Genomic DNA, 13,575 nt, shown 5'->3' with positions numbered 1-13,575 from the left:
GAATTAAAGCCTTCAGGAGTACTCATCTGTCATCATCTTTATTCCATTAATGCTAAAATTTAGTTTTTTATTTGTTATAATGGAAATATATTAGGAGGTAGACTGATGAAAAAAGTATTTAGCATGATTGGTTTATTGTTATTAACCAGTATTTTAATGGTAGGATGTGGAGCGGCACAACCAAAAGATACGGTAAAGGTTTTTTTCACTGCTTTTAAAGATGGAGATTTAAAGAAAGCTAGTACATATGTGAAGGGCGATATAGATCTTACTAGAAACGGAGATGCGGCTGAGAATAAGAAAGTGTTAGAAGCGATCTCCAAAAGATTTTCTTTTGAAGAGCCGAAAGAGGTTTCGAACGAAAAAGATAAAGCTGTTGTATCTGTCAAAGTAAAATCAGTTGATGTAAGTGAAGTCTTTAAAAAGGTGATAGAAGAAATGAAACCTCAACTTAACAGCGGCAAAATTACGGATCAAGAAGAAATGAATAAAATGGTGAGTGAATTATTAATTAAGCATATGCAAGATAAGGACATAGATTTAGTATCAAGAACAGAGAAACTGAATCTTAAAAAGAACAAAGACGGAGAATATAAAATCTTGAGTGATGATAATTTCCGTAACGCATTTTTTGCTAATCAAGATAAGGTACAAGGTATACTGCAAGGCATGGAGTAAAAATTTTATGCTCCATTAAAAAAACGGCTATAAACGCCGTTTTTTTTAATGGGAAATTGTAGTTTACTACAATTTATTTGGATACATAGGGATTCCCAGTTATCCAAAAACGCCATGGATAATCCTTGGCTTCGCCAGAATTGCCGATGCCGATACGTGGGCCAGAGGAGATATCCTCTGGTAATATTCCTGCTGCAATATAGAGAGGTGGTTCAGTAAAGAGGCCGCCATAATCATTCATAGTTATGCCAAGAGCTTTTGTTAATTTGCCTGGACCGCTCGTCAGTTTTTTTAAATCTGTTAGTCCTCTCCGTTCTTTCATTAATTCAATTCCCGTATGAGGTTCTACTGCTCGAATGAGGATGGCTTCGGGCTTATCTGTGCCGGAGCTTACGACGTTTACCAGCGTATGGGTATGCATTTGGTACGTATAAATATGGCCGGCTTCTGAATACATGATTTCAGTGCGTTTGGTGCGTCTACCGCCAAAGCTATGGGCTGCGCGATCACCGGGTCCCATATAGGCTTCGGTCTCAACAATATAGCCGGCAGTGGTTCCTTCATTTGTTTCCTTTACAAGTAAGCAGCCAAGCAAATCTCGGGCGAGTTCCAGAGTGTTTTTTTGGTAAAATTCAATAGGCAGAATCAACTTGTCCGCCTCCTTTCTTTATATTTTTTCCCTTTGCACCATAAAAATAACAGGTTACGTACATACCAATTTAAAAATAAATAAGGAGAAAATCCAAATGATTAAAAACAAAAAATCTTTCATCGCTTCCTGTATTCTTTTAGTAATTTGTATGAGTTTATTTTTTCCATTTCCAAATAACAAAATGCTTGGAGCTCGTTCAGTCTTTATGTCTTTTCCTATTCAGAATGAAAATGGTTATGTTTTGATGGGCATTGTAGGGTCAATTTTATACGTTATAGCTATGATTTTGTTCGCCCGGTCTCTGAGAAAATATCATATACGAACAATTCTAGTAGTTGTTATTATATATTCTCTTTTGCCGTTGCCTTTGATTGCAGTCTATCAGAAGACAATCGCAAGCGGAATTGCTGCAGTTTCATATGATGGAAAGGGTACCTGTAATTTTGAATCCCCGATTAAGGGGCTATTGAAAGGGGAGTGTGATCTCTCACTGTATAATCACAGCAGTAAAAGAGTCATTATAGAATTAGAGTTTTTAGATGAATATACAGAACCTATGGAGTCATCAGTAATGAATATAAACGGGCCTTTTAGGATTGTACTAGAACCCAACCATAAAAAAAGAGTTCATCTAAAAGAGTTGCTTGATGTTTCCGACTTGTCCGAGTACATAGAAAGTGGGACTTCAAATGAAGTTCACTTTAAGATAAGTGACACACACAAAACACGTATTTTTTAGTTAAAGGCCATAAAGAAGAAATATCATTTTTGTGAAAATAGTCTCTATTATGGTTATTTAAAATAGTAATAAAGTTATTTGTTTACATTTAAAATCAGGTCATTGTATAATTATATATACTTATAAAAAATAGAGGATTTTAAATATCATGGTAAATTCTTCGTTCTACTTTTTTAATGTTTATAGTGTATTATTGACCATTTGCCTTTCTTTTTTAGGCTGCTACCTTGCCGTTGAATTTAGCAGAAAACTAAGAATCGCTATACATAAATTAAAAAAAATGATTCTTTACTCATTTATTTTAGGCTTTACTTTTTGGTCTGCGAACCTGTTAATAGTCTTTTCGGTTGGTGCTCCGGTAAATAATCAATACTACTACTTTTTATTGAATTTCTTGTGTAGCTGTATCGGTGCCTTTGTGTCTTTGTATGGGGCTCAAAGGGAAATGGAGACTGAGATACAATATATTGCTACAAGTCTGGCGCTAGGATTGTTTATTATAGTTGCAGACTATGGTGCTTTTACTGTTTTATATCATCAATACATAGAAATGAAGCCTGTTTTGGTAGTAATGGCCTGCTTGCTGATTTTCGGCATGTCCTTTTCTTTAGTACGTTTTTTAATTCAGATTACGAGAGAAGAGATATATAGCCTTTACACAAAATGGAAAAATATCGGTTGTTTAATGGCTGGTATATCCTTAGGGATCATTCCTTATCTCATACTGATATCATTTTTTGATTTTTCAAGTGTACATGCAGCACAGCAGGAGCATCAGTTCATTCTTTTACCTTTTATCTTATTAATTGGAGCTAACATCTTTTTAACGCTTATTCCAGATTTATTTGGTGAAGTGATTCTCAAAAAAAATGTGGAGTCATATAAATCGCTGTTCAATCATAATCCGGATGCTGTATTTTCGGTTGATTTAGCAGGCAATATTCAGGATGTGAATGAAGAGGCATCTCGGTTGTCTGGATACAGTATTGAGGAATTATCAGGTATGTCCATTCAAGCACTCATCAATGAGCCTGAAAAAAATATGTCCAAATTATTTAAAGAAGTGATTAATGGCAAAGTGACGCTGACAGAATCAAAGCTCTTACGTAAAGATGGCAGCTATGCAGATGTCTCCATAACAGCGGTCAGAATGATTATTGATCATATAACCATTGGTGCCTATGGCATTGTCCAAGATATTACAGAGCAGAAAAGGGCACAGGAGAAGCTTACATATATTGCTTATCATGATGATCTAACAGATCTTCCGAATAAACGGAGCATGGAAAAAAGAGTAGGTCAGACGATTGAAGAAAATGCGCACTTTGGTTTAATCTATATTGATTTTGATCGATTTAAACGAATTAATGATAATTATGGACATAAGTATGGAGATATGGCATTAAAAAAAATGTCTGCTCGTTTAAACGAGTTAATGCCTTCAGATAGCCTACTTGCAAGAATAGGTGGAGATGAGTTTTTAGCTTTTATTCCCCAAAAACAAGATATAGAAGACCTTGCAAAAGACATTCTATCAGCTTTTTCTTCGCCTATTAAGGTACATGACAATGAATTCCAAATTACCTGTAGCATCGGCATTTCCTGTTACCCAGAAGATGCAACTTCGCTAAAGGATTTATTCATTTTCGCAGATTTAGCCATGTATCAGGCGAAAGAAAATGGTGCTAACAACTATATTAAATACAGCAAAGAAATGACTGGGCATGTGTTAAATAGGCTTGAGCTTGAGAATGATTTGAGAGATGCATTAACAAATCATTCGATTATGGTCTATTATCAGCCGAAATATAATAGTCAAAGCAATCGTATGATTGGAGCAGAAGCTCTAGCAAGATGGCAGCATCCGAAATACGGCTATATCCCACCGAATATATTTATAAGAATAGCGGAGGAGTCGCAGCTCATCATTGAATTAGAAAGAGAAATCATTAAGATAGTCTTCGGACAAATTCGTAGATGGCTCGATGAGGGGAACCAAGTGCCGAGAACGTCAATTAACTTATCATCGGTGCAATTTTATCGTGATGATTTAATTCCTTTTTTGCAACAAGCATTGGAAACATATCAAATAAGCAGTGAGTATATTGAGTTTGAATTAACAGAATCGATTATTTTAAGAGACAGGATTAATGTGAATGAACGTTTCGATGAACTCATTGACATGGGCTTTGAACTTTCGATTGATGATTTTGGCACAGGCTATAGTTCACTCAGCTACTTGCATAAATTGGCGATCAACCGTTTAAAAATTGATAAAAGCTTTATCGATGATTACCAAGAAAACGGAGAGGTTATTGCGACGATTATCTCCCTGGCAAAACAACTGAAGCTGAATGTGATTGCAGAAGGAGTCGAAACGAGGGAACAAATTGATTTCTTAAGCGACCTATCCTGCTATGACATCCAAGGGTATTACTTCTCACCACCGCTTCCTGTCTGTGAATATGAAGGGAAGCTGCAAACTCTTAAACAACCTATAAACAAATAAAATATTTGAAAAATGAAACACCTTATTGTTTTGCTTTAAAAGCCAAACAATAAGGTGTTTTTAAAACTCAGCTCATAGCAACTTGAATATTCTTTTTTGTAAAAGCTTTTAATACAAAAAAGAAATATAGAGTTGCGATGAAATAGATAAAGGATGTAATACTGAAAACAGCTGCATAGCCCCAGTAAGAGCCATAAGTGACAACCAGTGTTGTGGAAACAGGGCCCATAAAAGCCCATCCTAAGTTGAAGGCCATCTGGTTTGCAGAATTTGCAACACCTTTAGAACGATCGTTCACTAACGACATCATCAAAGACATTTGAATGGGATTACCTGCATTCATAAGGGCTTGCCGAAATAGAAAAGCAATCGATGCTATAAATAGATTTCCGGTGAAAGCTGTGATGAGTAAAAAAGGTAGAGATAGCATTTGCAAAAGCACAACTGCTTTCACCTCGCCGAACCTCTTGACCACTGCAGGCCCTAGAAACATAGCGATGGCAGTTCCTGCTTGGCCAACGGATAAAATTAGGCCAATCGCTGAGTTGGATGCATGGAAACGGTCCGCAAAATATAGATTCAAATAGGGAATGACAAGACCAGAGCCTGTTCCAATCAATAGTTGGGAAAGGAAAAAAATTAAGATTATCTTGCGACTTACCGATCCTATCGGCTCCCTTAATAAAGGCGGCTGTTCAGCATCCTTTAAAGGCTCTGCTAATTTAGCGAAAGGAATCATGGCACTTGCAAAAATGATGGAGCCAATTAACAATGCCAAGCGAATAGCGCTAATATCTTCAACAAGTAGTTTGAATACATCTGTTAAAAAACCGCCTAACAAGTTGCCGATAACATTCGCCGCTGTGGTAATGGCAAAGTGAAAGCTGAATAGATGTACCCGCTGATCTGCTGTTGAATTTTCTGCAAGCATGGGAATCACCATAACCTGAAAAAATGCCGTAGCTCCACCTAATAAAAAGGCGATGCTTAATAAAAGGCTCGCTGATTCTAACACGGATCGTAGCAGCATAAATATACCTGCTGCGGCAAGGCCAAAGAGAAGTATCTTTTTCCTGCCTTTACGATCGCCCATTATGCCGGCTGGCAAAAGAAATAAAGCCGTGGCAAGTGATGTGAGAGAGATAACCTGCCCGTTCATCGTATCTTCATAGCCTAGTGACCGAATATAGAAATTATAAATAATCGCTGTAATGCCTAAACCAATTTGGATAAAAATATTTCCTAACAATAGTAATTTAATATTTCGGTTATACGACTTGAAAAAAGTAATGGATTCACGAAACATAATATAATTCGCCTTTCTAATTATTCGTTAATCTAAATATAATGCGGCTGATAAAAATTGTAAATACAAAAATTTTAAAATAGACTGAAAAATCAATAGACGTTAGACTTAATGTGTATATCAAAATTAGTAAAGTGGTAAGGGGAGCGGATGGGAATGGAATTATTGGTCATAAGGCATGGACAATCAGAGGCGGATATTCTGGAGGTGCACGAAGGAAGAGCTGATTATCACTTGACCGAACTGGGAGAAAATCAGGCTCGAAAAATGGCTAGTCATGTACAGGAACATTTTCCACCGGACATTATCTTGGCAAGCACGTTGAAAAGAGCCAGTCGTACAGCTGAAATTTTACAAGAAGCGATTGGTTGTGAGATTAGTTATTTTGATGAATTAAGAGAGTTTGATAATGGCGTTTTAGCAGGACTTTTAAGGAAGGAAGCAGCCGTGAAATATCCTTTGCCATCAGGGGGAAGGCCAGCCCATATTCCAATACAAGATGGGGAATCAGCAATCGAGTTACGTTATCGGGCTGAGAAGATATTTCAACAAATCATATACGATTTTAAGGAGACGGAAAGGATTGCCATTGTATCCCATGGGGGGCTGATTTCAAATTTCCTAGAGGCTTTTCTTAATCTGCCAGTTCAGGCGAAATTTCAATTTCATACAGGAGATACAGGAATTCATTTGCTCGAGTTAAAGGATGATATACGTGCAGTAAAGTTTATGAATAGTCTGCAGCATCTAAAAAAGGGGAAATTACATTGTTGAAGACAGGGGACATAATCCATTTTGAACGGACTTTTACGAAGAGAGATGTAGAGATGTTCACAGCATTATCCATGGATGAGGGTGACCATCATACACAGCCTGATGGACTTGGAAGAGTGGTGGTTCAAGGTTTGCTGACTGCTACTATGCCCACAAAAATAGGTGGAGAATATAATGTGCTGGCACGCACGATGAACTTTGAGTTTTTCAGGCCTGTCTTTACTGAGGATACGATTCAGTGCCAGGTAAAGATTGAGAAAGCAGAGCCGGATCATGCAAATAGAATCGCTATATTGGCGAGTTTTCTTTGTACCAATCAGTTGGAGAAACAAGTTTTGAGTGGCAGCTTTTCTGGCGTCATCTTAACAGAATAACGAGATAACCCAGTGTCCCAGACGTGCTGATTACGCAGGGACACTTTTCTTTATTCATTCGTTTGATAGAGTCCTCCTGTGTAGACAGCCGTGATAGTTTTCGCGATCTCTTCCACTGTACCTTGCTGTTCATTGCGGACAATTTCCCACAGGTACATTTCATTTGTATAGAACCAGCCGCGGGCTACAAGCTTGTGGTTGAGTTCTGTTTTGGCTAGTCCGTATTTTTGAGCGTATGCAATATCCTCAGAAATTCGTTGGATGAACTTTTCACGGATAGCATTCCACTTTGCTGAAATGGAGGGGGAAGTGCCAATGGCTTGCTCGAACAATTGCAGCATGTTACGTTCCGTTTCAGCCATTTTCAAAAAATCCATTGCCTGTGAAAGGATAATATCGCGTGCTTCTTCCTTTGAATTGGGTGAAAATGAAACTTCCGCTATTTGATAGAACTTTTCCATTACATGATCCATTAAGACGATGAGAATTTCTTCTTTCCCGCTGAAATGGACGTAGGCAGTGCCATAGCCGACCTCTGCTTTTTTAATAATTTGAGAAATAGTTGCATTTTGAAAGCCTACCGTTAGAAATATTTCGCGAGCAGCTTGGAGGAGCTTTTGTTTTGTTTTGATAGAACGTAAATGGCGTTTGTCTTGCACCTCTTCTTTGTTAGTCATCTGTTTTGCCTCCTCATATTCTTTCACATTAGCATATAAAGAAATACTTTAAAAGGAAAGATGTATAATAGTATAAATTTTCAGAATACATTATTGACGTAATGTCATATTTATTGGTATAGTCTTTTAAAAAGATGACAAGAGGGAGGATTTACAATGACAAAGTCAACTTTAGAATACGCGAAACAACTAGATGAAAGAGATACATTAAGAAGATTCCGAGAAGAATTCTATCTTCAACCAGGTACCATTTATATGGATGGGAACTCTTTAGGTTTGCTTTCAAAAAGGGCGGAGCGTACGCTTTTCGAGTCAGTGGATGATTGGAAAAAATACGGTATCGACGGATGGACACAGGGCCAACATCCATGGTTTGAACTATCTGAGAGATTAGCAGAAATGCTGGCGCCGCTAGTAGGGGCGAGAGCAGAAGAAGTGATTGTCACCGGTTCAACAACGGTCAATCTGCATCAATTAGTAGCAACCTTTTATCAGCCTGAGGGGAAACGCACAAAAATTGTTGCGGATGAACTGAATTTCCCTACAGACATATATGCCCTGAAAAGCCAGCTTCGCATTCATGGCTTTGATCCTGAACATCATTTAATCGAAGTGAAAAGCAGGGATGGCCGTACAATTGAAGAGGAAGATATTATTGCTGCAATGAGCGATGAAGTGGCATTAGTGATTCTTCCAACTGTGCAGTATCGCAGCGGTCAACTTTTGGATATGAAAAGGTTGACAGATGAAGCGCATAAACGTGGGATTTTAATTGGTTTTGACGGCTGCCATTCAGTTGGCTCGATTCCACATGCTTTTAGTGACTGGGATGTGGATTTTGCCTACTGGTGTAACTATAAATACTTGAATGGTGGCCCTGGGGGTGTGGGCGGTTTGTATGTAAACCGGAAGCATTTTGGTGCAGAGCCTGGCTTGGCTGGATGGTTTGGTTCAAGAAAAGATGTTCAATTTGACCTTTTGCATACCTTTACTCCTGCAGACACTGCCGGCGCCTATCAAATCGGGACACCACATGTATTGAGCATGGCACCGCTTTTAGGCTCACTCGAAATGTTTGCAGAAGCGGGAATGGAACAGATTCGAAAGAAGTCACTCGATATTAATGAATACTTCATGGAGTTAATTGATGCAGAACTAGCTGATTTTGGTTTTGAAATCGGAAATCTCCGTGATGATGTCCGTCGTGGCGGCCATGTTTGTCTCGAGCATCCGGAAGCTGCCCGTATTTGCAAATCTCTAAAGGAACATGGGGTTATTCCAGATTTTCGTGCTCCGAATGTGATTCGCCTTGCACCGATTGCCCTTTATACATCATACGAGGATGTGTGGAATGTAGTGCAGATTTTAAAAGAGATTATGGATGAAAAGCAATATGAGAAGTTTACCAATGAGCGAGAAACAGTTGCATAGATTGTTAGATTTATATATCTTGGAATGAATAAGGAATACCACAGTGTTATGACTAACCTGTAAAGGAAAGGCGGATTCATATGGAAAAAGGTTTAAAGAGGGAGCTGAAAACCAGGCAACTGACAATGATTGCGATGGGATGTGCAATTGGGACGGGGCTATTCCTTGGGAGTGGGCTCGCCATTAGTACGGCAGGTCCCGGCGTCCTTCTCAGTTATGCTTTGGGCGCGTTTATCATTTTGTTGCTTATGGGGTGCTTAGCTGAAATGACTGTCGCCCATCCTTCATCAGGTTCGTTTGGGCTGATTGCGGAAAAATACATTCATCCTTTCGCAGGCTATCTTGTCCGGTATTCCTACTGGATCGCAAATGTGCTGGCTGTTGGAGTAGAAGTGAGTGCCATTGCTGTTTATATGAAGTACTGGTTTCCCCACGTGCCGGGCATGGTCTGGATTCTGCTTTTTGGTGTCGTACTGATTTATGTAAATGCAACGAGCGTAAATACATTCGCAACGTTTGAATACTGGTTTTCAATGATTAAAATTAGCGCAATCATCGGTTTTATTTTATTGGGGGCGTACATCTTGCTCGGACCATCTGGCGGCTCTTCGACAATAGGACCGCAAAACCTTGTGGATAGCGGAGGATTCCTACCATTTGGTTTAAAGGGCGTCTGGATTGCCGTATTTATTTCCTTGTTTAGCTTTTTAGGAACAGAAATGATAGCGGTTACTGCAGGAGAAGCGGAGGATCCGGATGTGGCTGTACCTAAGGCATTGAAAGCGACAGTATTCCGCCTTTCCACTTTTTATGTCATCACCTTAGCGATTATGCTGATGATTGTTCCTTGGAAAAGTGCTGGCATTGATAAAAGTCCCTTCGTGAAAGTAATGGAGATTTTGAATATCCCGGGTGCTTCTGGAATTATGAACTTTATTATTTTAACAGCTGCTTTATCTGCGATGAACAGCCAATTATACGCGTCAACAAGGATGGTATTTTCTTTGTCTCGGGCAAAATCAGCGCCAGCAGTTTTCGGTAAGTTAAGCAAAAAGGGTGTACCGTTGTATGCTCTTGCAATTTCAGCAATGGGTATCATCATGGCTGCTGTTGTTAGTGGATTATTCCCAGGGACATCCTATGCATTTATGATGGGAATTTCCATGTTTGGCGCCATTTTTACTTGGTTCATGGTTTTTGTATCGCACTTATTCTTCCGTAAGAAATGGGAGAGAGCAGGCGGTCGTCAATTGCCTGTGAAGATGATCGGCTTTCCATATTTGACGGCATTAGGAGCCATTCTCTTGGTCAGCTTAATGATTACTACCTGGTTTACGTCATTTAAAATACTGCTTCAATTTGGTATTCCATGGCTCGCCTTTTTAACCGTTATCTATTTTCTTTTCCACCGTAAAAAAGTAAATACGCCATTACAGCAAGGGAACATGAAAGACGACGAGGAGGATTTAGAATGGAAAACTCAGTGAGTAACAATTTAGAAAAGGGCATCCAATTGGATTTTGAAAAGGAGATGTCATACGGCGATTACCTACGCCTTGATCAAATTTTGACAGGTCAGCATCGGCTTTCAGACCACCACGATGAAATGTTGTTTATTATTATTCACCAAACGAGTGAGCTTTGGATGAAGCTCATTCTGCATGAACTACATGCGGCGATTGAGTGTATTCAAAAGAACGAGTTAGAACCATCCTTCAAGATGCTATCGCGCGTTTCTAGAATTCAGCAACAGCTTATTCAATCATGGAGTGTTCTTTCCACGTTGACGCCTGCCGAATATATGGAATTCCGTGATAAGTTGGGGCATTCCTCTGGGTTTCAATCCTACCAAAACCGCTTGATTGAGTTCGCACTTGGAAATAAAAACGCTCGCACGCTTGCGGTTTATGAACATCAGCCGGAGGTTTATCCATTGCTGACGAAGTCTTTAAAGGAACCGAGCATTTATGATGCAGCCATTTCAGCGCTTGCCAAGCATGGTTTAAAAGTGGATGAAAAAGCGTTAAATCGTGATTGGACACAAAACTATGAACCGAATGAAAGTGTAGAAGAAGCGTGGCTGACAGTATACCGCAATACAGATCAGTACTGGGATTTATATGAATTGGCAGAGAAGCTGGTGGATATCGGCAATCAGCAGCAGCTTTGGCGTTTCAACCATATGACAACTGTCGAACGAATCATCGGCCACAAAATGGGTACAGGCGGTTCATCCGGCGTCAATTATTTAAAAAAGGTATTGGATCACCAATTTTTCCCTGAGCTACTGAGTTTACGCACAAAGCTGTAAGGTATTTTAAGGAGCTTTTTATGCAGAAACAGTGAACAAGAGAATGAGGAGGGAAAATGAACATGGATTCGTGGATTGATATCTCATTGCCACTAAATCAACAGACGGCAGTTTGGCCAGGTGATACGCCATTTACGTATGAGGTGAATTGGAGCAAAGAAGAAAGCGGATCAGTCAATGTTGGCCGTATTACAATGAGCATTCATACAGGTACACATATTGATGCACCATTCCATTTTGATAATGATGGAAAGAAAGTCTCAGATCTTGATGTGAATGTGTACATTGGGAAAGCCCGTATCATTCATTTGCCGGTACCTTCTTCTATTGGGGTAGAAGCACTCGCTGGTGTAGATTTAGAAGGAGTCAGCCGTTTATTGATTCGCACGGATGTATGGCCGGATCGAAGCGTTTTTCCTACAGCGATTCCAGAAATTGAGCCGGAGCTTGCTTCTTATTTGGGAGATAAAGGAATTCGTTTGCTAGGCCTAGATTTGCCGTCCGTGGATCCGATTGATAGCAAAGAGCTGTTATCTCACCATGAACTAACAAAACATGGCATTCACATACTAGAGGGCTTGGTGTTAGACCAAATTGAACCAGGAGATTATGAGCTGGCTGCATTACCACTTTTCCTAGCAGAAGCAGATGGGAGCCCAGTCCGCGCAGTAGTGAAGCGTCTGTAGTGAGTATTTAAAATAAGAAGGATCTTTTTGCATGTCTATAGCAAAGGGTCCTTCTTTTATATGTTAAACACAAAAAAATACAGACAGAGAAAACACAGTTAGTCTTCTCTGTCTGTATGGGTGGCATTTATTATATAGTCTGCATCGCAGTTACTTGCGAGTTTTTCTTTTGCCTTGTTGTGTTTTTTGATTTGCCTTGCGTTCGAGATATGCCAATTCTTTTTGGAGTTTTAAGTAGTTCGCATAACGCTGTTTCTCTAAAACACCCTCATCGAGTGCTTTTTGAATGGCACATCCCGGCTCGGAATGGTGATTGCAGTTACGGAATTGACACTGGTTTGCAAGCGACTCAATATCTTTAAAACCAGAGTCTACACTATCGTTTTCATTCCAAAGCTGAAATTCTCGCATTCCTGGCGTATCAATTAAGATACCGCCAGCTGGCATTTTAATCAATTCGCGATGTGTAGTCGTATGGCGTCCTTTCGCATCATCTTCGCGGATGTCTTGGACCGCCATCCGGGCCTCTCCGCAAAGAGCATTGATAAGCGATGATTTGCCTACGCCAGAAGATCCCAGAAGAGCGGCTGTTTTACCGTTTTGTAGCATATCAGAAAGCGTATCAATACCTTCGCCTGTCTTTGAGCTCACAGCGACGACATCCGCGCCAATAGCCACTTGTTTTGCTTGATCTATATAATCCTCAGGATGGTCACAGACATCCTTCTTAGTTAAAACGACAACCGGCAATGCGCCAGAATCGTAGGCAGCCACTAAATATCGCTCTAAACGTCGTGCATTAAAATCATCATTCATAGAAGTAACAAGAAACACGATATCTACGTTGACGGCAATAATCTGTTCGGTGATTGCCATTCCTGCAACCTTCCGAGAGAAGAGAGAAGTCCTCGGCAAAAGGGAATGGATGATGCCTTTTTCCTCGCCTGGCATCTGTTCCACAGCAACCCAGTCACCGACTGCTGGGAAATCCCGCCGTTCAGCTGCAGCATGTGTAAAGCTGCCTGAACAGGTGGATAGCCATTCTCCTTCTGCTGTGACCACTCTATACATCCGTTTATGTTCTAATGTTACACGGCCTGGAACATAATGACGTTCCGCCGTTTCAAAATTATTTTTCCATTCATCTTGTCGTATATTATTCCAACCGTATTCGTTTAATTGATTCAAAGCATATTCCTCCTGTTATTTGCAAAATAAAAAGCATGGTCCGAGAACGGAAACCATGCTTCACCGCGCATAACAGAATAAACATGCCTAATTTATATTGGCATGGCAGGTGAATATATGGTCCCGTTCATTTGTGCAATAGCCTTATTCATCGTTACCATATAAATCACCTTCCTTCTGTAAGTTATCTCTAAGATAACAGGAAAAACGAATAACGTCAACATAAAATATAAATTATTTAAAATGTTTA

Annotated in this window: 13 protein-coding genes; 9 read left to right on the top strand and 4 right to left on the bottom strand. The window is 39.7% G+C overall.

Features of this window, described 5'->3' with window-relative positions; all coding sequences use genetic code 11:
• The first annotated feature begins 105 nt into the window (after nt 1-105).
• Entirely contained in the window at nt 106-678 is a 573-nt protein-coding gene (locus M2M59_RS13385) for a DUF5105 domain-containing protein (RefSeq protein WP_249774826.1), read from the top strand.
• A 73-nt stretch (nt 679-751) separates the two neighbouring features.
• Here the strand turns inward: M2M59_RS13385 and M2M59_RS13380 are convergent, their stop codons facing one another.
• The gene (locus M2M59_RS13380) at nt 752-1,327 is read right to left on the bottom strand and encodes a DNA-3-methyladenine glycosylase (RefSeq protein WP_147197327.1); all 576 of its coding nucleotides are present in this window, start codon (nt 1,325-1,327) and stop codon (nt 752-754) included.
• Between the two features lie 97 nt (nt 1,328-1,424).
• On the opposite strand from M2M59_RS13380, the gene M2M59_RS13375 reads away from it, so the two are divergent.
• Both M2M59_RS13375 and M2M59_RS13370 read left to right on the top strand, forming a co-directional pair.
• On the top strand, nt 1,425-2,069 hold the full coding sequence (locus M2M59_RS13375) for a hypothetical protein (RefSeq protein ID WP_249774825.1): 645 nt from the start codon (nt 1,425-1,427) through the stop codon (nt 2,067-2,069).
• A gap of 445 nt (nt 2,070-2,514) precedes the next feature.
• The gene (locus M2M59_RS13370; RefSeq protein ID WP_249774824.1) at nt 2,515-4,578 is read left to right on the top strand and encodes an EAL domain-containing protein; all 2,064 of its coding nucleotides are present in this window, start codon (nt 2,515-2,517) and stop codon (nt 4,576-4,578) included.
• A 67-nt stretch (nt 4,579-4,645) separates the two neighbouring features.
• On the opposite strand, the gene M2M59_RS13365 is transcribed toward M2M59_RS13370, so the two are convergent.
• A complete protein-coding gene (locus tag M2M59_RS13365) occupies nt 4,646-5,884 on the bottom strand; it encodes an MFS transporter (protein ID WP_147197324.1) in 1,239 nt (412 codons plus the stop codon).
• A 156-nt stretch (nt 5,885-6,040) separates the two neighbouring features.
• Here M2M59_RS13365 and M2M59_RS13360 point away from each other — a divergent pair, with 156 nt between their 5' ends.
• Together M2M59_RS13360 and M2M59_RS13355 are read left to right on the top strand one after the other, a co-directional pair.
• Entirely contained in the window at nt 6,041-6,658 is a 618-nt protein-coding gene (locus tag M2M59_RS13360; protein WP_249774823.1) for a histidine phosphatase family protein, read from the top strand.
• A complete protein-coding gene (locus M2M59_RS13355) occupies nt 6,652-7,032 on the top strand; it encodes a hotdog family protein (RefSeq protein WP_147197322.1) in 381 nt (126 codons plus the stop codon). Before M2M59_RS13360 ends, M2M59_RS13355 begins: the two co-directional genes overlap by 7 nt.
• A gap of 50 nt (nt 7,033-7,082) precedes the next feature.
• Here the strand turns inward: M2M59_RS13355 and M2M59_RS13350 are convergent, their stop codons facing one another.
• Nucleotides 7,083-7,709 (bottom strand): TetR/AcrR family transcriptional regulator, encoded by a 627-nt coding sequence (locus M2M59_RS13350; protein WP_147197320.1) that lies wholly within the window; start codon nt 7,707-7,709, stop codon nt 7,083-7,085.
• A 156-nt stretch (nt 7,710-7,865) separates the two neighbouring features.
• Between M2M59_RS13350 and kynU the strand changes: the two genes are divergently transcribed.
• The 4 genes from kynU to kynB all read left to right on the top strand — a co-directional run bounded on the left by kynU (nt 7,866) and on the right by kynB (nt 12,137).
• Entirely contained in the window at nt 7,866-9,140 is a 1,275-nt protein-coding gene (gene kynU, locus M2M59_RS13345) for a kynureninase (protein WP_249774822.1), read from the top strand.
• An 80-nt stretch (nt 9,141-9,220) separates the two neighbouring features.
• Nucleotides 9,221-10,627, top strand: a complete 1,407-nt coding sequence (locus M2M59_RS13340) for an amino acid permease (protein WP_249774821.1) — start codon at nt 9,221-9,223, stop codon at nt 10,625-10,627.
• The gene (kynA, locus tag M2M59_RS13335) at nt 10,612-11,451 is read left to right on the top strand and encodes a tryptophan 2,3-dioxygenase (protein ID WP_147197314.1); all 840 of its coding nucleotides are present in this window, start codon (nt 10,612-10,614) and stop codon (nt 11,449-11,451) included. Before M2M59_RS13340 ends, kynA begins: the two co-directional genes overlap by 16 nt.
• A 62-nt stretch (nt 11,452-11,513) precedes the next feature.
• Nucleotides 11,514-12,137 (top strand): arylformamidase, encoded by a 624-nt coding sequence (gene kynB / locus M2M59_RS13330; RefSeq protein WP_249774820.1) that lies wholly within the window; start codon nt 11,514-11,516, stop codon nt 12,135-12,137.
• Nucleotides 12,138-12,287: 150 nt separating this feature from the next.
• Here the strand turns inward: kynB and rsgA are convergent, their stop codons facing one another.
• On the bottom strand, nt 12,288-13,325 hold the full coding sequence (gene rsgA, locus M2M59_RS13325; RefSeq protein ID WP_147197310.1) for a ribosome small subunit-dependent GTPase A: 1,038 nt from the start codon (nt 13,323-13,325) through the stop codon (nt 12,288-12,290).
• Nucleotides 13,326-13,575: the final 250 nt, after the last annotated feature.

The organism is Rummeliibacillus sp. G93 (assembly GCF_023515935.1).
In the GTDB taxonomy this organism is placed as follows: domain Bacteria; phylum Bacillota; class Bacilli; order Bacillales_A; family Planococcaceae; genus Rummeliibacillus; species Rummeliibacillus stabekisii.
Note: the sequence above shows the minus strand (reverse complement) of the source record. Positions and strands in the feature narration are given on the sequence as shown.